This window comes from Streptosporangium jomthongense (genome assembly GCF_042650425.1).
Classification (GTDB): domain Bacteria; phylum Actinomycetota; class Actinomycetes; order Streptosporangiales; family Streptosporangiaceae; genus Streptosporangium.
The window spans coordinates 265,726-285,631 of the sequence record NZ_JBHSBC010000021.1 but is presented as its reverse complement, the minus strand read 5'-3'; the positions used below and the strand labels follow the sequence as shown (position 1 = coordinate 285,631).

The window sequence follows — 19,906 nt, the reverse complement described above, 5'->3', positions numbered from 1 at the left end:
CGCCGTCACCGACTAAGCGAGGGCGCGCACCGGCAGCCCCACGGCCCCGCCCCGGCAGTAGTCTCCGATGCCGCCGGGCACGAGACTGTACCGGCGTCCCTGGGTACCCGTTTCATGAGCGGGTCACAGCGTCTGGACCTGCCACTGCTACCCGGTCGCCTCCTGGCAGGCCGCATGAATGGTGTGGCCCTGAGGGGAAGCCGTCATGAGATGGTTGATCTTCGCCAGCAGTGCGATGGCGAACCCCTGGGGCAGGTCGGGCTGGCCATGGGCGCGGGAGACGATCTGGATGGGCTCGCGGCCGCCGGCGGGAACAATCTGCACACTGCGAGCATCGGCGTGCGCCGCAACGATCAAATCAGCGCGAACGGCGCGCCCCTGAGTGTGGACGAGTGGCCAGGGCGTTGGCCCGTTTCAGAGGTCAGTTCGGTGACAAGGGCCGCCCACCCGCCAGTCGCGTACCTGACCTCTCAGGTCAGTACACCTAGCCGCGACTACACCCCAGTCCCTGGGAACAGGTCACGTGTCGAGGAGCCCGCGATCACGGCCGCTGGCGGAAGCTGATACGCATCAGTCGGCTGTCGGCCCAGTCTTCGAGTCGTGTCGGCCGGATGGTGCCGGGGTCGTGGGGTTGATTGAGATCCTCGACGATCTCGGACAGCACGGCCTGACGTTCAGCTGGGTCGGTGACCGGCATGGCCCGTGCGGGCAGATCCGCGCGGGTCCCGTTTTTGAGGTGGAAGGTGAAGCTGGGATTGGCGAGAAGGTTCGCATGCCAGTCGGTCGCGGCCCCGCCCGCGCCGCTGCACAGGTAGGTTGCGCTCGCAGCCCGGTAGAAGAAGATCTCGATGCGGTGTGGTCGGCCGGTGCGTCGCCCCAGCGTCGTGATGTCGATGATTCGTTCTCTGGTGCCCGCGGCGGGGGTGATCTCGATGGCTCGCCGGACGTGGTCGGGCAGGTGGGATAAAGACGCGTCCCGTGCGGAGCCGTTCGACCCGGTCGTGTCTGGAGTGCTCATGCGGTCTCGGTCTGAAGGGCGGGGCCGAGGAGGAGTCCACCGTCGATGACGTACTCCGACCCTGTGATGAACGACGCGTCCGATGACGTGAGGAACAGGAGGAGCCGGGTGACGTCGGTCGGCTCTCCGAGCCGGGGGACGGCGAACGGCTCGGGTGAGTAGAAGTCGGCGATCGCCGCGGTGGCGCCGGCCGCTGGTTCGTGGATGAAGGAGGTCGCGATCACGCCGGGGTGGATGGTGTTCACCCGGATGTGGTCGCGGCCGAGTTCGAGTGCTGCCGTTCGGGTGAGGCCTCGTACGGCCCACTTGCTGGCGACGTACGGTGCGTAGTGCGCCGTGCCGCCCAGGGCCATGGTCGAGGCGATGTTGACGATGGCTCCCCCTGCCGCGCGGCGCAGAGCGGGGGCGGCGACCTTGATGCCGAGGAAGGTTCCTGTGAGGTTGATGTGGAGGATGCGTGACCACGTGGCCTGCTCCGTGTCTTCGATCGTTGCCGGCGGGTTCTGCACGCCCGCGTTGTTGACGAGCACGTTCAGGGCGCCGAAGGCGCTCTCGGCGGCTAGCACAGCGTCGGACCATGAGCTCCCGTCGGTGACATCGAGGCGGGTGAAGCGAGCGCGGGTCCCGAGCTCGTCGGCGAGAGCGGTGCCGCGTTCGGCGTCGATGTCGCCGATCACCACGTTTGCTCCCTCCGCGTGAAAAGCGCGTACGTGGCTCGAGCCCTGGCCGCCGGTCCCACCGGTCACGAGCACGGTCTGGTCGTCGAAGCGGGGCATCAGATGTTCCTTCGGTACGGGGGTGACCGGCCGGGAGCTTCGGAGACGAACGCCGGCCGATGGTGAGCTGAGTGACTCACCGCTGCCCTGACACTAGATCGATGGCAATGGTGAGTCAAGCCACTCATCTTGTATGCTCGGCCCATGAGCAAGGTCGTGACGACGTACCACCAGCGCGTCGCCCAGGAGAAGCGCGCGCTGATCGTGACGGCCGCGACCGCACTGTTTCTTGAGTTGGGCTACGACCGGACGTCGCTGGCGCGGATCGCAGAGCGCTCGGGCGTTTCGCGGGCCACCTTGTTCAAGCAGTTTCCGAGCAAGGCTGCCCTGTTCGACGCCATCGTGACCGAGTCCTGGGCAACCGCTGACGAAGAGGATCCTCCGTCGGCAGGCAACATCGTCGACGGGCTCAGCACCATCGGTCGCCGCTACGCCGAGCTGTTGAGCCGCCCCCAGATGACCGACCTGTTCCGAATCGTCATCGCCGAGCTGCCGCGATTTCCCGAACTCGCCAATGCGCAGTTCTCGCACGGGAAGATGCCCTACTTCGAGTCCGTACGCGGCTATCTCCTAGCCGAGCACGAGGCGGGAACGGTGCGGATCGAGGACGTGGAGCTCGCAGCCACCCAATTCCTGGGCATGATCTCCAACTACGTCTTCTGGCCGACACTCCTCGTGCCGGGCTGGAAGGTGAGCGCCGAACGCGTCGCTCAGGTAGTGGACGAGGCCGTCCACACCATCGCCGCCCGGTACGCCGCGCCCGGACCAGGGCCGTCCACCCACGACTGACCCGCCGATCGCGACTGAGTCCCACCGCCGCCAAGGAACTGCTGCCTAAGCAATCGAGTCTGTCGGCCCCAAAAACGTTCGCTCGCTGTCCGGTTCGGTGGAGCTGTCCGCGGCCCCGGTGGCCGCTGTCGTGCACGAGCCCTCCCGGGCAGATCCCACGCCTGAGATCGCCGACCAAATGCATGTGGTCAGGAGCGGCGACACCCTATGGAAGATCGCGGCTCGCAAGCTGGGGAGCCCGCAGCGATGGGAACGGATCTGGAAGCTCAACGCCCACAAGGCGCAGGCTGGCGGGCAGGTTTTCACCGATCCTGACCTCATCAACCCCGGCTGGCGGTCGCGTATGCCGTCATCGCGAACGGCTGCCCATAAGGCACCGCCCGCGCCACAGCCATCGAGGCCGTACACCCCGATACGTCCGTAAGCATCCAAGTCATCCATCGCACCACCGTCACCGGCCGTCTCGTCGAGGCCTTCCCCACCGTGGAGGTGCCGTTCGGTGGTGTGGTCTCCATGGCGTTCGCGGCCGAACTCAGCACCGCCTACGCCGCCTCTCGGTTTCACCGTCGCCGCCGCCGTGTTCCACCATCGGCCTCCGCCGAGATAACCATCGAGCCGGAACCCGAGCCTTCCCCGGTGGTCAAGGCCATGCGCAATGCTCATCTGCGAACGTACGCGGACAGGCAGGAGGAGCCGCCATCCGACGCCGACCTCATGCGGGAGTCGTTCTCCATCGATGTCCCAGATGAACTGGTCGTCGGTCGCCGTAAGGACCGGACGGGGGTCGACGTCCAGCCCGCAGGACTGAGCCTCGGTCTGACCGGTCCGGGAGCCGACGACGCGATCCGCGTGATCGTCCTGGATCTGCTGCGCCAGGCTGACCGTTTCCGGGTTGAGGTCATTCTGAGTGCCCCCGATGCTCAGCGCCTGTTCGCCGTCTCCGCGGAGGAGTTGAAGGCCGTACCGGGCCTGATCGTCACCGGAACTTCTGATGCCGCCGTTGACCGTTTCGTGGGGACGCACTTCACTCGAAGCCGCATGCTCGTCGAGCGGGGAGCCGACGGCATCGACGCCCTCAGAAGGGACGATCCCGGTGAGGTACTGCCTGCCGTTCTGCTCGTCACCTCGGTGCCTGATGAGCTCTTCGACCAGGGCGTTGCCGAGATCCTGATGTCCGCCGACCGGAGTGGCGTCGGAGCGCTGTTGAAGGGGAACTGGCCGACGGGGACCACATGCGATGTGCGGGAGGACGGCAGGGTCGGCTCAGCCGAGGGGTCGAAGGCGGCCGGCTTCGAGGGCGCCTACTTCTTTCGCCTTCCCGTTCGGGATGCGGCCGACTGCCTTCGGCAGCTTGCCGACGCCCACGAGGGTCACGCAGAAGTCGGAGAAGAGGCTGTCGCCGGGCTGGGAGATCCTGCCTGGGATGGGCCCGGACTTGTTCGGCTGTCGGTTCTCGGCCGACCGGTCGTCCAGGTCGTAGGCCGTTCCGGGACGGTGCCTCTGACCGGTCTGCAGTTGCAGTTGTTCGTCTTCCTCGCCCTTCATCCGAACGGAGCCACGCGTGATGAGATCTGCGCCGCTCTGTGGCCGGAGAAGGCGGTGGACGTAGGCGTTCACGACCCTCTCCGCCATCTGAGAGACGCCCTCCGATCGGCCACCGGCTACGTGGACATGGGACGTCGCGATGCCCCCTTCGTCAAGGCACACGGCCGGACGTACCGCATCGACTCCAACCTGGTGAGCGTCGACCTGTGGGACTTCCGGAACGCGATCAGCGCAGCCCGTACCGCCGGCGACAAGGCGGCACGAGTCATCGCTCTCAGCTCTGTCGCGGGGTGCTCGCCGAAGGGCTCACCTGCGAATGGATCGACGAGAGACGCAGCCCTCAGACGCGGATCCAGGCCGACGTGCTCAACCAACTCGCCGAACTCCAGGAACGGGACGATCCGGAAGCCGCTCTCGACGTCCTCGAACGGATCATCGTCCTCAACCCGGACCCGGAGGAGGCCTGGCGGCGCATCATCCGCCTCCGACTCCGCCTGAACCGCCGCGACCAGGCACGAAACACGGCGACACTCCTACGGGGGCGCCTGCAGGAGTTGGGAGTGAGGCCTACTCGCGAGACGGAGAGGCTGTTCTCGGAGCTGTGATCGTTCCGATACGGCACGTCCGGGGTCGAGCACGAACCAGGAGGTGCCGTTGAAGAACGACACGGGCACTGGGCCGGGTCAGGCTGTGTGACGGGAGCGTGCCAGAGCCAGCCCACCGAGGACCGCGGCGATCAGCCCGATCGCCAGATCCACGAAGCCCCCGACTATTCCGTAGCCGGTGCCGGGACCACCTTCGGCGGCGGCCACGACCAGCCCGCCGATGACCATGCAGGCCAGCCCTGCCACCAGGGCCACGATGGCCCTCTTTCTCCCGGTGTCGGCACCGATACGACCGGCGGAGCGGGCCAGAGCCAGCCCGCCGATGACTACGCCGGGCAGTCCCAGCAGAGCGGCCACCACAGTCCAGAGACGCCCGGAGGTCAAGGTGTAAGCCCCGACGGGCTGGACCAGGACGTGCGCGGCTGCCGGTGTGGCGAGTCCCACGATTCCGATTAGGGCGGCTGCGGCGGTGGCTAGCGAGTGACGGATGGACATGAGGATCCTTTCTGCCGATAGCGTGTTCAGCGCTCGCGGAATCGATCATCGTGCCGTCGAGGCGGTCGCGGCCTCCGACAGCGGACGGCAGTGTCTACGCAGTTCCGCGTAGACACCTCGTGCCTGGCTACATCCGTCGTCGTATGCGGTCGCGCATCTGGGCGGAGTGGTCTCATGTGCGGGAACCGTAGGATCGCGGGATGAAACACCGCGTGGTGTCGTTGCGTCTGCCTGCGCTGGTGCAGGAGGTGTTGCTCGCGCTCTTCATCACCGTGACGCAGGTTCAGGGCACGATCGTCCGAAACGCCGGCGAGGTGGTGCAGCGACCCCTTACCGACCTCGGAAACCTGGGATATGTCCTGCTGGTCGTGAGTGGCGTGGCCGTCGCCGCCCGCCGCCGATGGCCGTTGCCGGTGTTCGTCACCACCGCCCTCGCCAGCTTGGTGTACTACGGCCTTGACTTCCCGGACGGACCTGGCTGGCTCGGGCTCTACGTCGCCCTGTACACCTTGGCAGCCTATGGGGACGGGCGCCGGTCGCTGGTGATCGCCGGTGTCGGTACTTCGGTGCTCGCCATCGCCTGGCTGGTCGCCGCGGCTGACATCGAGCCACGCGCCGCCATCGGCTGGGTGTGGTTCCGGATCGGCGCGTCGGTCATGAGCGCGGCCCTTGGTGAGTCCGTCCGGTCCCGACAGGTCATCGCGGCCGAAGCCAAGGAGCGCGCTGAGCTGGCCGAACGGACTCGCGAGGAGGAAGCGCGGGCGCGTGTGGACGCCGAACGGCTCCGGATCGCGCGCGAGGTCCACGACACCGTCGCCCACGCCATAGCGATCATCAACGTCCAGTCCGGTGTCACCGCGCACGTACTCGACAAGCGGCCGGAAGTGGCGCGCGAGGCGCTGCGAACCATCGAGCAGACCAGTTCCCGGGCGCTGCGGGAGATGCGGGCCATTCTCGGGGTGCTCCGTGACGACGACGGTGACGGTGACGGGCGGGCGCCGTACCCCGGGCTGGGGCAGATCGACGAACTGGCCGCCAAGGCACGTGAGGCCGGGCTCGACATCACGCTTGAGGAGACCTTGCCCTCGGTGCCGTTGCCCAGCGCGGTGGGAGGTGCCGCCTACCGAATCCTTCAGGAATCGATCACCAACGTGATCCGCCACGTCGGTCCGACTCGGGTGACCGTAGCGCTGAGCCCCGGGATCGACGCCTTGGAGATCCGCGTGACGGATGAAGGCCGCCGTGCCGCCCGGCATCCGAGCGGCACGGGCGACTCGGCCGAACCCGGCCGCGGGATCGTCGGCATGCGCGAGCGCTGTCAACTGCTGGGCGGAGAACTCGACGCCGGGCCCCTTCCCGGCGGCGGGTTCGAAGTCAAGGCCCGACTGCCCCTCACACCGACCGGGTCACGCCTATGAACACAGCGGCCGTCTCACCGTTGACCAACGCTCCGATCAAGGTGTTGCTCGCCGACGACGAGGGTCTCGTGCGATCCGGGTTCAGGGTTCTGCTCGACCTTGAGGACGACATCACCGTGGTGGGAGAAGCCACCAACGGTCACGAAGCCGTCGAGCGGACCCGCGCCATCCGCCCCGATGTCGTGCTGATGGACATCCGCATGCCCAAGGTGGACGGGATCCAGGCCACCGCCCAGATCGCCGGGACGCACGGGTTGGAGCAGGTCCGGGTCCTCATCCTCACCACCTATGACACCGACGCTTATGTCTTCGACGCCTTGCAGGCCGGTGCCAGCGGCTTCCTGCTCAAAGACGCCGGACCTGCCGAACTCCTGCATGCCATCCGGGTGATCGCCGCCGGAGACGCGCTGCTCGCACCACGGATCACCCGACGCCTTATCGGCCAGTTCACGGCGCGACGAACGGCTGTCCGTGCCGCGGAGGACCGGCTCGCAGTGCTGACCGAGCGCGAGCGCCAAGTGCTTGCCCTGGTGGGGGAGGGCCTGAGCAACCATGAGATCGGTGCCGAGTTGTTTCTCAGTCCGGCCACCGCGCGCACCCATGTCAGTCGCGCGATGGCGAAACTGGGTGCGCGCGATCGTGCGCAACTGGTCGTCATCGCTTACCAAACAGGACTGGTCAGCCCTGCGGTGTAGGGCACGGCCACGCCGCGCTCGTACAGCGACCGAGCGTAGATGATCACGTCGTTGTCGAACGCCGGGGACGCCCGCCGTCGCGGCCGCGCTCGCGGTCGGCGGATGAGAGAACATGGCGTCTGACCGGTATTTCTGCGAGATCGAACGCTAAGGGTTGTTATCGCAGATAGTGAATGATTGTCTGGAGCGACGTCGATCCCGTCCTGGGAGAACACCCCGCTTTAACGGGGCGATTCTCGTTGCTTGTCTGCGATAGCCCGTGGGAGGGCACCGGGGGGTCGCTCCACCGCCTGTAATCGCCGTCGGCCGCTCTGGCGCTGGAAGCGGCGGGTGCGTTTCTCACTCAGGTCGCCAACGCCAACGCTGCCCGCGTCTACAGCATCGCCTTGCGCGCCCTGGTCGCCGAACGCTTCGAGACCGCCATGCCCAACGTGCGGGCGGACCGTGGGCACTGCAGCGGTTACGCCACTCCGCTCTTACCCACGCCACCGAAGACGGCGCCAACACCTCCACTCTGCTGGTCTACTCCGGTCACACCTCGGTCGCCTTGCCGGCCCGCTACGCTCGCGTGTCCCCGAGGCGATGGCCCGTTGGCAGGCCAACCGGGGCCTGGCGACGCGACGCCGGTAACACCCACGACGCCGAAACCCCAATTCCGGGGCAGGGCCATGGCTCCTGTTCGGCACGCCGACCACTCGATCCTCATGCGGTGCCTGGCCGGTGGGGGAACCGGACGTCCGCCGCGCCCGGCCATGAAGTCGTGGGGTCGGGTGCGGCGGGTACGTCCTGCTGGAGGGGCTGGGTTACGGTCCCCGTGCATCGTCAGATGGAGCGCCCCTTCTGCGGGATGGGGTCACCGGGCGAGGGTGAGTACCGAGACGCTGTGGGAGCCGGTGTTGGTGACGTAGAGGAAGGTGCCGCCGGGGCCGGAGGCGGTCCAGCGGGGGTCGTCGCCGACGGCGACCTCGCCCAGGACGGTGTTGGTGCGGGTGTCGAAGGTGAAGACGCTGTCGGAGCCGGAGTTGGCGACGTAGGCGATGCGGTTGCCGGTGTGCAGGGCCAAGCCGCGCGGGTTGGCGCCGACGGTGATGGTCGCGGTGACGGCGTTGGTGCGGGCGTCGATGACCGAGACGGTGCCGCCGATGGTGTTGCTGACGTAGACGGTGCGGCCGTTCGGGGTGACCAGGACACCGCGGGGCTCGTCGCCGACGGTGATGGTTGCGGTGACGGTGCGGGTGGCGGTGTCGACGACTGAGACGGTGTCGGAGTCGGAGTTGGCGACGTAGGCGGTGCGGCCGTCGGGGGTGAAGGCGATGCCTCTGGGGGAGCGACCGACGGTGATGGTGGCGGTGACGGTGTGGGTGGCGGTGTCGATGACGGTGACCGCTCCGGAGCCGGTGCTGCTGACGTAGGCGAAGCGGCCGTCGGGGGCGATCGCCACCCAGCGGGGGGCGTCGCCGACGGGGATGGTCTTGATGACCTTGCGGTGTGCGGTGTCGATGACGGACACCTCGTCGGAGTCGCGGTTGGCGATGTAGGCGAAGGCGCCGTGGCGGACGAAGCCGACGCCGTAGGGGAAGGCACCGACGTCGATGGTGTCGATCACGGTGCGGCGGCGCACGTCGATGACCGAGACGGTGTTGGATCCGGCGTTGGCGACATACGCCTGGCGCCAGCCGGGGGTGAAGGCGACCGCGCGGGGGTTGAGGCCGACGTCAATGGTGGCCAGCACCACGGGGCGTCCTGGGCCGGGGTGGGTTTCGACGTGGCCGTTGGCCGTCACGCCGGACAGCGGGCCCGCTGGTGTGGTCGCGGTGACCGCCGCGGCCGGTGTGCCGACGGTGATCAGGGCGGCGCAGGCCAAGAGGGGCGGCAGAAGGCGGCGGGCGATGTTCTGGCGGGGACCGAGACGGTCAGGTGACATGGGTGAGGTGACCTTTCGTGAGGAGGGAAGGCTGCGGGGCCGGTCATAGAGGACGCAGTGGCCGGCCCGGCGGCTCGCCGTACCAGGAGGTGAAGCGCGCATGTCTGGGGTGGCGAAATCGGCACCGACGGTTCGGTGATCGTGCGGCGGGTGGGCGGAACGAGGAGCGGTCAGGGGAGCGGGTGGGGGCGCCGGGCTCCGCCGTAGTCGGCGGGGACAGCGGTTCGGTGCGGGTGCGGGTGCGCGCCAGGGCGTAGGCGGCGGCGCTGACATACAGCGTGATCGGCAGCACGTAGTCGCCGTCGCGTTCGACGAACTGGAACCACTCCTGGCCGACCAGCGGACGCAGCAGTTCGGTGCCGAGTTTCCAGACCAGGACGAACAACAGCAGCGACCGCCACGGCTTTACCAGGATCGCCAGGCCGAGCAGGATTTCGAAGGCGCCGACCAGCACCATCAGGTTGGCCGAGTCCACGGCTGTCTTGCCGAGGCCGAAGAAGGCGAAGAAGTCATACCAGTAGCGTTTGTGCTCGAAGGCGCCGAAGCCGCCGTGGCCGATCAGCAGCAGGGCCAGGCCGCCGCGCATGGCCCAGTGGATGGCGATGAGGGTGCGGTCGGAGATGGCTGCGGGCTCATCCACGCGCTGCAGCCAGCGGCGCAGTGACCAGCCGCCCCAGCCGGCCATGATCAGCAGTGCGAGTGGCATGCCGTAGTTGCCGCCGCGTTCGAGGAACTCCCACCAGCCTTCGCCGACGGTGGGGCGTAGCAGGGCGGTGAAGATGCCCCACACGGTGGTGTGCAGCAGCAGGATGCGGGCGGGCCAGAACAGGATGAGCAGCCCGATGGTGATGTCGATGGCGCCGGTGACGTACATCAGGTAGTTCAGGGCGACGTCGGAGGAGATGCCGAACAGGTCGTAGTAGGGCAGCCAGGCCCGTGAGCGGCTCAGGCCCGCCCAGCCGTGCCCGATGAACTCGATGCCTACCCCGATGCGCAGCAGCCAGTAGAGCTTGGTGGTGACCGAGGCCTCGGCGATGGTTTCGCGCAGGGATTTTCGGCCTGGAGAGAAGAGGGTTTGGCTCATCACGGACGCCCCAATCTTGGACGGTGGGGGTGATATCCGAAAAATAGGCTTAAGAGATGAGCAGGGAAAGAGGGAAATTGCGCATATTTTTGCGGAAGCGTGCCATGCCTTTCGAATCGAGGCGCGCAAAATTCACCTCTGAGCTGCAGCTTCCGTCGGCGCGTCAATATGACGCCGGGCGGGGCCGATCGCGCGACAAATCGCCTGTACCGATGGCTTCGCGGTGCGGCAAAAAGGCGGGGATTCTATTTTTGGTCCCATTTTTTACGAGTAGGGGAAATAAGAAATCCTTTCCGGCGTCATGTCGCTGGAGTGCATGGGGTTGCCGGTGGCCGTCGACGACCGGGTGTCCATGCCGTGAACGCCTTGGGGCGCGGGTCCGACGGCCCCCTGAGGGTGTCGGCGAACGGGGTGAGGGGGGTGCGGGGCGTGGTGATCAAGTGCGGCGTTGACTCATGAAAACACCTCAGCCACCATTGACTCAATGGACATTGAAGGAAGGGTGTCGCCTGAGCGCCTCGCCCTGCACCAGGCCCTGGCCGACCCGGCCAGGCTGGCGATCATCGACGCCCTGGCCGTCGGCGACCTGTCGCCTGGAGAACTGGGCCACGCCCTGGACCTGCCGTCCAACCTGCTGTCCCACCACCTGCGTGTACTGACACAGGTGGGCCTCATCACCCGCGGCCGCTCCCACGCCGACCGCCGCCGCGTCTACATCCGGCTGATCCCCTCAGCCCTGGAGGCCCTGAACCAGCGCCAGGTCGTCACAGCGCCGCGGGTGGTGTTCGTGTGCACCCGCAACGCCGCCCGCTCCCCCCTGGCCGCCGCGCTCTGGACATCCCGCAGCGCCGTCCCGGTCACCTCCGCCGGCACCCAACCCGGTCCCCGTCTCAACCCCCGCGCCATCGACACCGCCCGCCGTCACGGGCTGAGCCTGGAGCGGCACGGCACCGCCGACGTCCGTGACGTGCTCACCCCCCACGATCTGGTCGTCGCCGTCTGCGACAACGCCTACGAACACCTCGCCCCGGGCCTGCGGCAGGTGCACTGGTCGATCCCCGACCCCGGCCCCGTCGACACCGACGAGATCTTCGAGGACGTCCTGGCCCTGCTCGCCGAGCGCGTCGACCGGCTGGCCACCCTGACCGGGCCCACGACGGCACCCGGCCCGCCGTGAGCGGCGCCCGCCAGGTGATCGGCGCTGATCGCCGCAGAACCGGCCCGCCGCACCGGTCCCGCTGTGCACCTTGCCCCGCGTTTCCCCTCATGCTCGGCGGCGTCGTCGGCGGGCATCGACCCGTCTCCAGGAGGAGCCATGACCGGTGAGCGCGAATGCCCCTACTGCCACCTGCAGGAGGGCGGCCAGGACCCGATCGGCGGATGGGTTCACAGCGACGAGCACTGGCTGGTCGGGCAGGGGCCCGCCGAGACCACCATGCCCGGCGCCCTGAAGATCACCTCACGGCGGCACTTCATCGACTTCGCCGAGATGATGCCGGACGAGTCGGCCTCCTTCGGCGCTCTGCTCACCCGACTGGACACCGCGCTGCGCGCCACGACCGACGCCGAACGCGTCCACCTGGTCTCCACCCGCGACCGCGTTCAGCACTTCCACGCCTGGCTGTACCCGCGCCCGGCCTCGCACGCGCTGCGCGGCACCGCCTTCCTCAACGCCCCGCAGCACAGCGATCCCGCCGACGCCGCCGAGACCGCCCGAGCCGTCCGCGATCATCTGGACCACACGATCACGGCCCCACCTCACCGGCCCCCTGACCCGACAGCGAACACCGATAACCGATATCGGCCCGTGTAAGAAAGACACCGGTTTACCGTGAGCCCGCAACCACCCAGCCCGAACGGCACCTCGAACGACCCAGACGACCCCGACCGCGAAGCAGCCCGGCGCCGCCTGCGGGAGGTGACGCTGGTGTTCCTCAAACTGGGCACGATCGCCTTCGGCGGCCCGGCCGCGCACACCGCGATGATGCGCGACGAGCTGGTGCGCCGTCGCGGCTGGGTCAGCGACCAGCGGTTCGTCGACCTGATGGGCGCCACCAATCTCATCCCCGGCCCCAACTCCACCGAACTGGCCATCCACCTGGGCTACGACCGGGCCCGCCGGCGCGGCCTGCTCGCCGCAGGCGTGTGCTTCATCCTCCCGGCCGCGCTCATGGTCACCGCACTGGCCTGGGCGTATGTCACCTACGGCCACACCCCCGCCATCCAGGGCATCCTGTACGGCATTGTCCCGGTGGTGATCGCGATCATCGCACACGCCCTGTTCAGCCTGCTCCGCACCGTCGTCAAGAACATCTGGCTCGGCGCGCTGGCGGTCGCCGCCCTGGCCGCCTACCTGCTGGGCGTCAACGAACTGCTGATCCTGGCCACCGGCGCCCTGTCGGCTGCGGCCGTCCGGCTGGCCCGCCGGCTACGCCGCGATTCCCCCCAAGGGATGCTGGCCCTGCCGCTGCTCGGCCTCGGCGGCTCCCCGGTCTTTCCCGATCCAACCGGCGGGCAGCTGGCGCAGTTGCTCCTCACCATGCTGAAGATCGGCTCAGTGCTGTACGGCAGCGGGTACGTGCTGTTGGCCTTCCTGCGCGGCGACTTCGTCGACCGGCTTGGCTGGATCACCAACCAGCAGCTCATCGACGCCGTCTCCATCGGCCAGGTCACCCCTGGCCCGGTCTTCACCACCGCCACCTTCATCGGCTACCTGGTGGCCGGGCCCATCGGCGCGTTCCTCGCCACCGTGGCGATCTTCCTGCCCTCCTTCCTCTTCGTCGGCCTGCTGACCCGGCTCACCGACTGGCTGCGCTCACGGGCCTGGACCGCCGCCCTGCTGGACGGCCTCAACACCGCCGCGCTCGCCCTGATGGCCGGAGTGTCGTATGAGCTCGGCCGGACCGCGATCGTCGACGGGTTGACTGCGGCCATCGCTCTGGCCACGCTGGTGCTGCTGTGGAAGACCCGGCTCAACAACGCCTGGTACATCGCGGCAGGTGCCCTGATCGGCTTTGCCCACACCCTGCTCAGCTGAGAGCCTCGACCGGGGCCAGGTCCCCTTCACCACACCTCCTTCCGGTTCACCACCCATCCGCTGGCGGCCGGGATCGATACCTCCGTCGGTACCGTCGGAGATGCGCTCGACAACGTCCTGATGGAGGCACAGATCGGCTTGTACAGGACCAAGCTGATCAAGCCTCAAGGGCCTTGGCGAAGCCTGGCCGACCAGCACCTGAAGCAGCAGCCCGAGCGTGTCCACGACGATGTGCCGCTTGCGGCCGTTGATCTTCTTGCCGCCGTCGTAGCCGCGCGTCGCGGACCGGACCGAGGCGGCGGCCTTGACCGACTGCGCATCGATGTTGCCCGCGGTCGACTCCGCCGCCCGGCCCTCGGCGATGTGGCACCGCGCGCAGCCGGTCGTGGAACTCGCCGGCCAGGCCTTGGTCGCGCCAGCGGCGGAAGAACGCGTAGACGCAGGCCCAGGCCGGGAAATCGGCTGGCATCGCCCGTCACTTGATCCCGTTGCCGACGGGGAAGCGCACCGCGTCGACCATCTCCCGGTGGCAGTACGCCTCCGGCTGCCCGCCCCGCCCTTCCAACCAGGCGGGCACCGGCAGCGCCGCCCGCACGACCCGCCACTCGGCGTCGGTCATGTCCGACGGGTACACGCGTGCCCGGACCGGCCGGTCGTCCGCGTTCCCGTACATGTGCGCGAGGCAGTCACACTCACGGTGGAACGGACCGGACTCGCCCGCCGCGACCGTGTACAACCGTGGCAACAGGGCCTCCTGGGCCTCCCGTTCGGCTTCGACAACCACTGAGATTCCAAGAGGCCCTGCTCGCATGCGCGACAGCACAGAAATCGCCCTGCCAGGAAACCAAGTCCTGTAACCCGACGCCGAGGTCGGCACGACAACGGCTTCTCAGGCACCCGTCGATCGGGTCGCTGCGGTACTGGATTTCGCGGAGTCCCGCCGAAGGTGACGGACGAACTGATCGGTGCCGGTAAATGCGGTGTTGGCCTGCGAGCCGCGCCGGAGCAGCGACCTCTCCAGCACCGCGAACAGGTCCGCGCGCAGTTTGGGCCTGGCCCCGGTCCGCGACGCCGCCAGTTTCACAGTCCCGTCGCCAGCCGTCATCGCGCATGTGCCACGCCTGTGGTCGCACCTCATCGGACCGGGAGCCTACGTCCTGCGTCTGACAACGCCGCGACAGGTCTGGACCTCGGGATCGACGCCTTCGGCAGCAGGGCTCGGACGGATCGTGACCTGCGACGGGCGACGCTCGGATGAAGGAACTCGGAGAAGTGACCTTCACTCGGATCGCCCGTCAGCATGCTGTCGTAGCTGTGAGGGAGGATCACGGCAGCTATCGAACGCTGCGGCGGCGACCACCCGCCGATGACCCCACTGTCGAAAGGGAGAGGCATGTTTCTCGAATCGCCCACCGCAAACTGGGATGCCGTGCCAGTTGAGGAGGCGCTGGAGCAGTACGACATGGCCGAAGCGAGCAACCGCACCAGCTGGGATGTCGACGACTATTTCGGTGAGGAACCCGAGCATTTCTACGTCCACCGCGGTGACCTGACGATCGACGGTGCGCTGGCGCTGGGCAACACGCCCTGCGAGGACGAGGACACGGTCTACGTCATCGATGGCGATCTGACCGTCAGCGGTCCCATCACCTTTTGCAACGCGGATGTCTACACTTCGCTCTACGTCACCGGCTCGGTCGTGGCACAGGATCTGGTGTGCCTCTGGGACAGTTGCCTGTTCGTCGGCCGGTCTTTGACCGTCCGGAACCTTCTCGCGACTTCGCTGTACGACCCGGCCGCCCTCGTCGTCAAAGGGCCGGTGTCTGCACACACCTGGCTTGAGATGGGCGGCCGGGGCTGTATCTACTTCGCCGGCAAACCAACGACCGACACCTGTGTTCGCGGTCACCTGGACGAGTACGCCGAGGGAGCCAATGCCGCTGTCTACCTCGGCGGGGAAGGCAAGGTCGCCAGCGTGGCGGAGGCGGTCCTGCCTGAGTTCCTCGAAGAGGACGGAATCGGCGACAGCCTGAAGATCCTGAAGGCGGTGCTTGAGGGCAGGCCCGTCCTGCGGTAGGCACCCGCCCAGGCGCGCTGTTGTGCCGGTTCGGGGTTCCCGCGAGCGCGTGGACCCCGACCGTCGAGGCCGACGGCACCGTCGGCGAGGACGTGTGGGACGGGGCTGGTCGTGCGGAAGGAACGCCCGCACCCCGGCGCCCGATTGTGGGCCACCGACGTGGACGTAAACCGCGTTCGCTGCGAACGCCCCTGGGCTCACCAGCGGAAACGCAGGAACTACATTCGGTAAGACAATGGCTTTTAAGGGGTCACGTCCAGTGAAGTGGTGTACGAGCTGACCTTCGCGTGATCCTGTTTCTGCAGGTTAAGCGGTAAGTGTCTGCGGTAGTGGGTTGTGGGCCGGTGTGTCGCCGGCAAGGACGCGCATCCGGCATTTGGCCAGGATGTCGAGCCCCATGGAGCGGCGGGCCTCGGTCCACTCATCGGTCTGCTCGGCCAAAACCGCACCGACGAGCCGGACGATCGCGCCAGGTTCGGGAAGATGCCGACCACGTCGGTGCGGTGGCGGATCTCCTTGTTCAACCGCTCCTGTGGATTGTTCGACCAGACCTGCCGCCAGGTCTCCTTCGGGGAAGGCGGTGAAGGCCAGCAGGTCTTCGCGGGCGGCTTCCAGGTGCTCGCACGCGGCCGGAAACTTCGCCTCCAGCGCGTCGATCACCCAGGCACGCTGAGCGCGTACCTGCTCGGCGGCAGGCTGGTCGAAGACGGTGCGCACCAGGGTCGCCACCCACGGCTGCGCCGACTTCGGGACGGTGGCAGCAGACTGCGCAGGTAGTGGGTGCGGCATCTCTGCCAGAACGCGCCCGCCAAGGTCGCGCCGATCGCCTCGACCAGGCCAGGACGGGCGTCGGAGACGACCAGCTGCACCCCGCCCAGGCCGCAGGCCACCAAGCCCCGCAGGAACCTCAGCCAGCCGGCGCCGTTCTCGGCCGAGGTGACCTCCAGCCCGAGGGGTTGCCGCCTGCGTTCACGGCCGTGGCGACCAGGACGCGCACGTTGACGATCCGGCCGCCTTCGCGGACCTTCTGGGTCAGGGCGTCCAGCCAGACGAAGGCGTACGGCCCGCCGTCCAACGCGCGGGTGCGAAACGCCTCCACCTGGGTGTCGAGCACCTTGACCATCTGGGAGACCTGGCTCTTGGAGATGGTCTTGATGCCGAGTTGCTCGACGAGTTTGTCGACCCGCCGGGTGGAGACGTCCAGCAGGTAGCTGGTGGCCACCATGCTGATCAGGGCCTGCTCGGCCCGCCGTCGACGCTCCAGCAGCCCGTCGGGGAAGGTAGGAGCCCGAGCGGAGCTTGGGAATGGCGAGCTCCACGGTTCCGGCGCGGGTGTCCCAGCCGCGGGAGCGGTAGCCGTTGCGGCGGTTGGTGCGCTCCTCGGTCCGCTCGCCGTATCCGGCGCCGCACAGGCCGTCGGCCTCGGCCGACATCAACGCTTCGGCCATGGTCTCCCGCCATGGATCGCAACAGATCCGGATCGCCGGTCTCGATCTACTCCGCCAGCCAGGAATCGGGGGCCACACTGTTGTCTGCGGCCATCGCCTGGTTCTCCTTCGAACTTGATCTTCGCTACTCGAAGGATCACGCGATGACCGTCATCATTTCCCGGCGCCATGCCTGTGACCAGGTCAAACTCGTACGCCACCTCCGTGGACGCAACCTTGGGTGATGCTGTCCGGGTGCTGAACGAGGCCGACCCCGAGCGGAAGGCCAGGATCTACGCCGCTTTGGGGATGCGGTTGACCTACCACCCCGGAAAGCGAAAAGTCCTGGTCAGTGCGAGCACTGACCAGGACGATATCGGCCAAGGGTTTGTGTCCGAGGGGCGACCACAACCCTTCGCTCATCTCTTGGACTCTCAGGACACCCTCTGGCTAGACCTTGATTGAGGCGTTAGGCGCCCCCACGAATGTAGGAACGACCGCGAATACGGCATCCGATCGTCCACCATCCGCGGCTCACCCCCACGGGCGTGGGGACGACTGAGGCGGGACGCGGGCCTGACCGGCAGGGAGCGGCTCACCCCCACGGGCGTGGGGACGACCGCTTGGAGCGGCGGCCGTCGCGCGGACGCAACTGGCTCACCCCCACGGGCGTGGGGACGACAACAGCCACTGCGTACCCGCAGGCAAAACGACCGGCTCCCCCCACGGGCGTGGGGACGACGGATCGTCATCAAGGAAGTGAAGCCGCGGGGCGGCTCACCCCCACGGGCGTGGGGACGACGGCGGCGAGGGGCCCTGCGGGCTGCTGGAGGTCGGCTCACCCCCACGGGCGTGGGGACGACCCAGGGACATCCACGAACCGGGTCCCGTCGCCCGGCTCACCCCCACGGGCGTGGGGACGACGGCAGGCCGGGTGATGACCGGCTCCGAAGTCACGGCTCACCCCCACGGGCGTGGGGACGACCTCTACGAACTGCTCTTCCTGGGGGGTCACCGCGGCTCACCCCCACGGGCGTGGGGACGACACCGCCCAGGCCGTGGAACTCCTCACCCAGACCGGCTCACCCCCACGGGCGTGGGGACGACGCCCGGCGAGGCGACGGAGACCGCGGACAAGGCGGCTCACCCCCACGGGCGTGGGGACGACGTGAGGGGGTTGTTGTAGCGCTTGCCGCACCGCGGCTCACCCCCACGGGCGTGGGGACGACTCCTCCAGGAGCATCAGCTCGCGCCACAGCGGCGGCTCACCCCCACGGGCGTGGGGACGACGTCGAACAGCGAGGCCTGGACGTCGCGGGCGGCGGCTCACCTCCACGGGCGTGGGGACGACGACCCATGCGAACATCCGCATGCGCTCGATCACGGCTCACCCCCACGGGCGTGGGGACGACGCTCTGCGGCGGGCTTTGCGGGCCGTCAGGGACGGCTCACCCCCACGGGCGTGGGGACGACTACATCGAATGGGTGAATGGGAGCGGCACTGGCGGCTCACCCCCACGGGCGTGGGGACGACTGCCCGTACGGCTCCTCGACGAGGGGCCCGGCCGGCTCACCCCCACGGGCGTGGGGACGACGTCAGCACCCGGCCCTCCAAGCTGCCGGGCACCGGCTCACCCCCACGGGCGTGGGGACGACGGAGGCTGCGAAGTGGGCGCGTGAGGACGCTGCGGCTCACCCCCACGGGCGTGGGGACGACCCTTTCCGACCTGCTACTTCACAATCGCACTTGAATTTTTCAACACGCTCGACGCGTCGCTCAAGTCGCCGGCGGCGAATCTGATCAACTGTAGGCCGTCGAAGTCGATCACATGGCGGCGGCGTTGGCCCGCTGTGCGCATCGCGAATCCCTGTTCCGTGTTAGCCGGATGGATGAGAACCGCCAGGCCCTCTCCAACGCTCGCGCTGACCGCGGCCCAGAGCTCGTCGCGAACTCGTGCCGACACGGTGCCGACGAACAACCCCGGACAAGGTTCGATCAGCCAGCGGGACAGTGCTCCACCGACATGGTCGGGGACTGCGGTGGTCGAGACGACAATCATCGAGGCCATCGGCTACTCCGATGAAAAGTCGAAGGTTTCGGACCCGTAGTTCACGCCTGCGGGAAGAGCACCCGCGTGCGGATCCCACAGATGCACAAGATCGCTCTGGCGATCTGTGTAATGGGTCCCTCCGGTGTCGGGGTCGATCAGTGCCTGGACGTCGGCCACGATCTGCGGCATGAGCTTGAACGCCCTGAAGTCCTCGCGGAGACGTCTGCGTGCTTCCCGCTCAGGGTCTTCGGAGGCGTGCAGGGAGAAGGCCAGGGGGATGGTCACACGTGCCTTGTAGATGTCGGCGACGTCGTAGACGAAGGACATCTGAGTGCCGTTGTGGACGAAGCCCAGAGCCGGGGAGCAGCCGAGGGCCAGGATCGCCGCGTGGACGACGCCGTACATGCAGGAGTTGGCCGCCGACAGCGCCTTGTTGACGGGGTCTTGATCGTCCCAGGACTCCGGGTCGTAGTTCCGCTTGAACCGCTTGATTCCGTGCTTCGTCGTCAGCAGCCGATACAGCGCTTTGATGCGTTGGCCTTCCAGCCCGCGAAGCTTGGCCAGGGACGCTCCGGCCGGTGCGGAGGCGACGCCGAAGCGAGCCTCGTACATCCGGACCGCGACCTCCAGGCGAGTCTTGTCGTCGGCCCAGGCACGCACCTGCTTCTCCAGCCACGATGTGGTCAGAGAGGCGGGCATGATTCCGGCGTAGCTCCGTACTCCGCCCGCTCCCACGCACACCAGAGAGGTGCCGTGCCGTGCGATCGTCGCCATGGCCGGTTGAGTGATCGACGTCCCAGGCCCCAGAAGCATGCACGCCAGGGAGGCCGTCGGGATGTAGACGCGATCGATCCCCCGAGCCGACTCGACTTGGGCGCAAACACCGGTGTCGTCCTGCACGACCCGGACCGCCTCGGCGTAGAGGAACGACAGGGAGTCCGAGACTCGTGGCAGCATCGCGAGCG

20 protein-coding genes, 5 pseudogenes and 1 CRISPR repeat array are annotated in these 19,906 nt (G+C 67.9%); of the genes and pseudogenes, 10 read left to right on the top strand and 15 right to left on the bottom strand.

The window, feature by feature from the left end; all coding sequences use genetic code 11:
* Positions 1–147: 147 nt before the first annotated feature.
* The 3 genes from ACFOYY_RS22170 to ACFOYY_RS22160 all read right to left on the bottom strand — a co-directional run bounded on the left by ACFOYY_RS22170 (position 148) and on the right by ACFOYY_RS22160 (position 1,794).
* Entirely contained in the window at positions 148–324 is a 177-nt protein-coding gene (locus ACFOYY_RS22170) for a hypothetical protein (protein ID WP_386191508.1), read from the bottom strand.
* Between the two features lie 217 nt (positions 325–541).
* Positions 542–1,018, bottom strand: coding sequence for a nitroreductase/quinone reductase family protein (locus tag ACFOYY_RS22165; protein WP_386191506.1), 477 nt, complete (start codon positions 1,016–1,018; stop codon positions 542–544).
* Positions 1,015–1,794, bottom strand: a complete 780-nt coding sequence (locus tag ACFOYY_RS22160) for an SDR family oxidoreductase (RefSeq protein WP_386191503.1) — start codon at positions 1,792–1,794, stop codon at positions 1,015–1,017. Before ACFOYY_RS22160 ends, ACFOYY_RS22165 begins: the two co-directional genes overlap by 4 nt.
* 144 nt (positions 1,795–1,938) lie before the next feature.
* Here ACFOYY_RS22160 and ACFOYY_RS22155 point away from each other — a divergent pair, with 144 nt between their 5' ends.
* Positions 1,939–2,583, top strand: coding sequence for a TetR/AcrR family transcriptional regulator (locus ACFOYY_RS22155; protein ID WP_386191500.1), 645 nt, complete (start codon positions 1,939–1,941; stop codon positions 2,581–2,583).
* Between the two features lie 45 nt (positions 2,584–2,628).
* On the opposite strand, the gene ACFOYY_RS42510 is transcribed toward ACFOYY_RS22155, so the two are convergent.
* Positions 2,629–3,606 carry a hypothetical protein gene (locus tag ACFOYY_RS42510; protein WP_449343620.1) on the bottom strand — a complete coding sequence of 326 codons (978 nt, stop codon included), beginning with the start codon at positions 3,604–3,606 and terminating at the stop codon, positions 2,629–2,631.
* A 240-nt stretch (positions 3,607–3,846) separates the two neighbouring features.
* Positions 3,847–4,200 (bottom strand): hypothetical protein, encoded by a 354-nt coding sequence (locus tag ACFOYY_RS22145; protein WP_386191497.1) that lies wholly within the window; start codon positions 4,198–4,200, stop codon positions 3,847–3,849.
* Between ACFOYY_RS22145 and ACFOYY_RS22140 the strand changes: the two genes are divergently transcribed.
* Positions 4,167–4,733 carry a bacterial transcriptional activator domain-containing protein gene (locus tag ACFOYY_RS22140; protein WP_386191494.1) on the top strand — a complete coding sequence of 189 codons (567 nt, stop codon included), beginning with the start codon at positions 4,167–4,169 and terminating at the stop codon, positions 4,731–4,733. The two genes, ACFOYY_RS22145 and ACFOYY_RS22140, sit on opposite strands and share 34 nt — an antisense overlap.
* A gap of 78 nt (positions 4,734–4,811) precedes the next feature.
* On the opposite strand, the gene ACFOYY_RS22135 is transcribed toward ACFOYY_RS22140, so the two are convergent.
* Positions 4,812–5,177, bottom strand: coding sequence for a DUF6223 family protein (locus ACFOYY_RS22135; RefSeq protein WP_386191491.1), 366 nt, complete (start codon positions 5,175–5,177; stop codon positions 4,812–4,814).
* A 251-nt stretch (positions 5,178–5,428) separates the two neighbouring features.
* Here ACFOYY_RS22135 and ACFOYY_RS22130 point away from each other — a divergent pair, with 251 nt between their 5' ends.
* Together ACFOYY_RS22130 and ACFOYY_RS22125 are read left to right on the top strand one after the other, a co-directional pair.
* Complete coding sequence (locus ACFOYY_RS22130; protein WP_386191488.1) at positions 5,429–6,646, top strand: sensor histidine kinase; 1,218 nt, start codon at positions 5,429–5,431, stop codon at positions 6,644–6,646.
* On the top strand, positions 6,643–7,341 hold the full coding sequence (locus tag ACFOYY_RS22125; RefSeq protein ID WP_386191485.1) for a response regulator: 699 nt from the start codon (positions 6,643–6,645) through the stop codon (positions 7,339–7,341). Before ACFOYY_RS22130 ends, ACFOYY_RS22125 begins: the two co-directional genes overlap by 4 nt.
* 853 nt (positions 7,342–8,194) lie before the next feature.
* Here the strand turns inward: ACFOYY_RS22125 and ACFOYY_RS22120 are convergent.
* Together ACFOYY_RS22120 and ACFOYY_RS22115 are read right to left on the bottom strand one after the other, a co-directional pair.
* Positions 8,195–9,265: a beta-propeller fold lactonase family protein gene (locus ACFOYY_RS22120; protein WP_386191482.1), complete on the bottom strand. Its 1,071-nt coding sequence runs from the start codon at positions 9,263–9,265 to the stop codon at positions 8,195–8,197.
* A gap of 43 nt (positions 9,266–9,308) precedes the next feature.
* Positions 9,309–10,349, bottom strand: coding sequence for a hypothetical protein (locus ACFOYY_RS22115; RefSeq protein WP_386191479.1), 1,041 nt, complete (start codon positions 10,347–10,349; stop codon positions 9,309–9,311).
* A 502-nt stretch (positions 10,350–10,851) separates the two neighbouring features.
* On the opposite strand from ACFOYY_RS22115, the gene ACFOYY_RS22110 reads away from it, so the two are divergent.
* The 3 genes from ACFOYY_RS22110 to chrA all read left to right on the top strand — a co-directional run bounded on the left by ACFOYY_RS22110 (position 10,852) and on the right by chrA (position 13,386).
* The gene (locus tag ACFOYY_RS22110; RefSeq protein ID WP_386191477.1) at positions 10,852–11,526 is read left to right on the top strand and encodes an arsenate reductase/protein-tyrosine-phosphatase family protein; all 675 of its coding nucleotides are present in this window, start codon (positions 10,852–10,854) and stop codon (positions 11,524–11,526) included.
* 138 nt (positions 11,527–11,664) lie between these two features.
* The gene (locus ACFOYY_RS22105) at positions 11,665–12,162 is read left to right on the top strand and encodes an HIT family protein (protein WP_386191474.1); all 498 of its coding nucleotides are present in this window, start codon (positions 11,665–11,667) and stop codon (positions 12,160–12,162) included.
* An 18-nt stretch (positions 12,163–12,180) separates the two neighbouring features.
* Positions 12,181–13,386: a chromate efflux transporter gene (chrA, locus tag ACFOYY_RS22100; RefSeq protein WP_386191471.1), complete on the top strand. Its 1,206-nt coding sequence runs from the start codon at positions 12,181–12,183 to the stop codon at positions 13,384–13,386.
* A gap of 189 nt (positions 13,387–13,575) precedes the next feature.
* Here the strand turns inward: chrA and ACFOYY_RS22095 are convergent.
* Positions 13,576–13,710: pseudogene (locus tag ACFOYY_RS22095) on the bottom strand (transposase); the annotation flags it as partial.
* 151 nt (positions 13,711–13,861) lie between these two features.
* On the bottom strand, positions 13,862–14,170 hold the full coding sequence (locus ACFOYY_RS22090) for a hypothetical protein (protein WP_352016563.1): 309 nt from the start codon (positions 14,168–14,170) through the stop codon (positions 13,862–13,864).
* Positions 14,171–14,779: 609 nt separating this feature from the next.
* Here ACFOYY_RS22090 and ACFOYY_RS22085 point away from each other — a divergent pair.
* Both ACFOYY_RS22085 and ACFOYY_RS42505 read left to right on the top strand, forming a co-directional pair.
* Positions 14,780–15,463 carry a hypothetical protein gene (locus tag ACFOYY_RS22085; protein ID WP_352016562.1) on the top strand — a complete coding sequence of 228 codons (684 nt, stop codon included), beginning with the start codon at positions 14,780–14,782 and terminating at the stop codon, positions 15,461–15,463.
* A gap of 38 nt (positions 15,464–15,501) precedes the next feature.
* A pseudogene (locus ACFOYY_RS42505) lies at positions 15,502–15,646 on the top strand (IS1380 family transposase); the annotation flags it as partial.
* Positions 15,647–15,705: 59 nt separating this feature from the next.
* On the opposite strand, the pseudogene ACFOYY_RS22080 reads toward ACFOYY_RS42505, so the two are convergent.
* From ACFOYY_RS22080 to ACFOYY_RS22070, 3 pseudogenes are all read right to left on the bottom strand, one after another.
* Positions 15,706–15,990, bottom strand: a pseudogene (locus ACFOYY_RS22080) (hypothetical protein); the annotation flags it as partial.
* Positions 15,932–16,694 (bottom strand): annotated as a pseudogene (locus tag ACFOYY_RS22075) (IS256 family transposase); the annotation flags it as partial. The pseudogenes ACFOYY_RS22075 and ACFOYY_RS22080, both read right to left, overlap by 59 nt.
* A 124-nt stretch (positions 16,695–16,818) precedes the next feature.
* A pseudogene (locus tag ACFOYY_RS22070) lies at positions 16,819–16,896 on the bottom strand (hypothetical protein); the annotation flags it as partial.
* A 26-nt stretch (positions 16,897–16,922) separates the two neighbouring features.
* Here ACFOYY_RS22070 and ACFOYY_RS22065 point away from each other — a divergent pair.
* Positions 16,923–17,135, top strand: a complete 213-nt coding sequence (locus ACFOYY_RS22065; RefSeq protein WP_386191468.1) for a hypothetical protein — start codon at positions 16,923–16,925, stop codon at positions 17,133–17,135.
* Between the two features lie 285 nt (positions 17,136–17,420).
* Positions 17,421–18,607: a CRISPR direct-repeat array (repeat unit 29 nt; unit sequence CGGCTCACCCCCACGGGCGTGGGGACGAC).
* Between the two features lie 13 nt (positions 18,608–18,620).
* Here ACFOYY_RS22065 and cas2e read toward each other — a convergent pair.
* Entirely contained in the window at positions 18,621–18,959 is a 339-nt protein-coding gene (gene cas2e / locus ACFOYY_RS22060) for a type I-E CRISPR-associated endoribonuclease Cas2e (RefSeq protein ID WP_386191466.1), read from the bottom strand.
* 3 nt (positions 18,960–18,962) lie between these two features.
* A complete protein-coding gene (gene cas1e, locus ACFOYY_RS22055; RefSeq protein WP_386191463.1) occupies positions 18,963–19,898 on the bottom strand; it encodes a type I-E CRISPR-associated endonuclease Cas1e in 936 nt (311 codons plus the stop codon).
* Between the last annotated feature and the right edge of the window lie 8 nt (positions 19,899–19,906).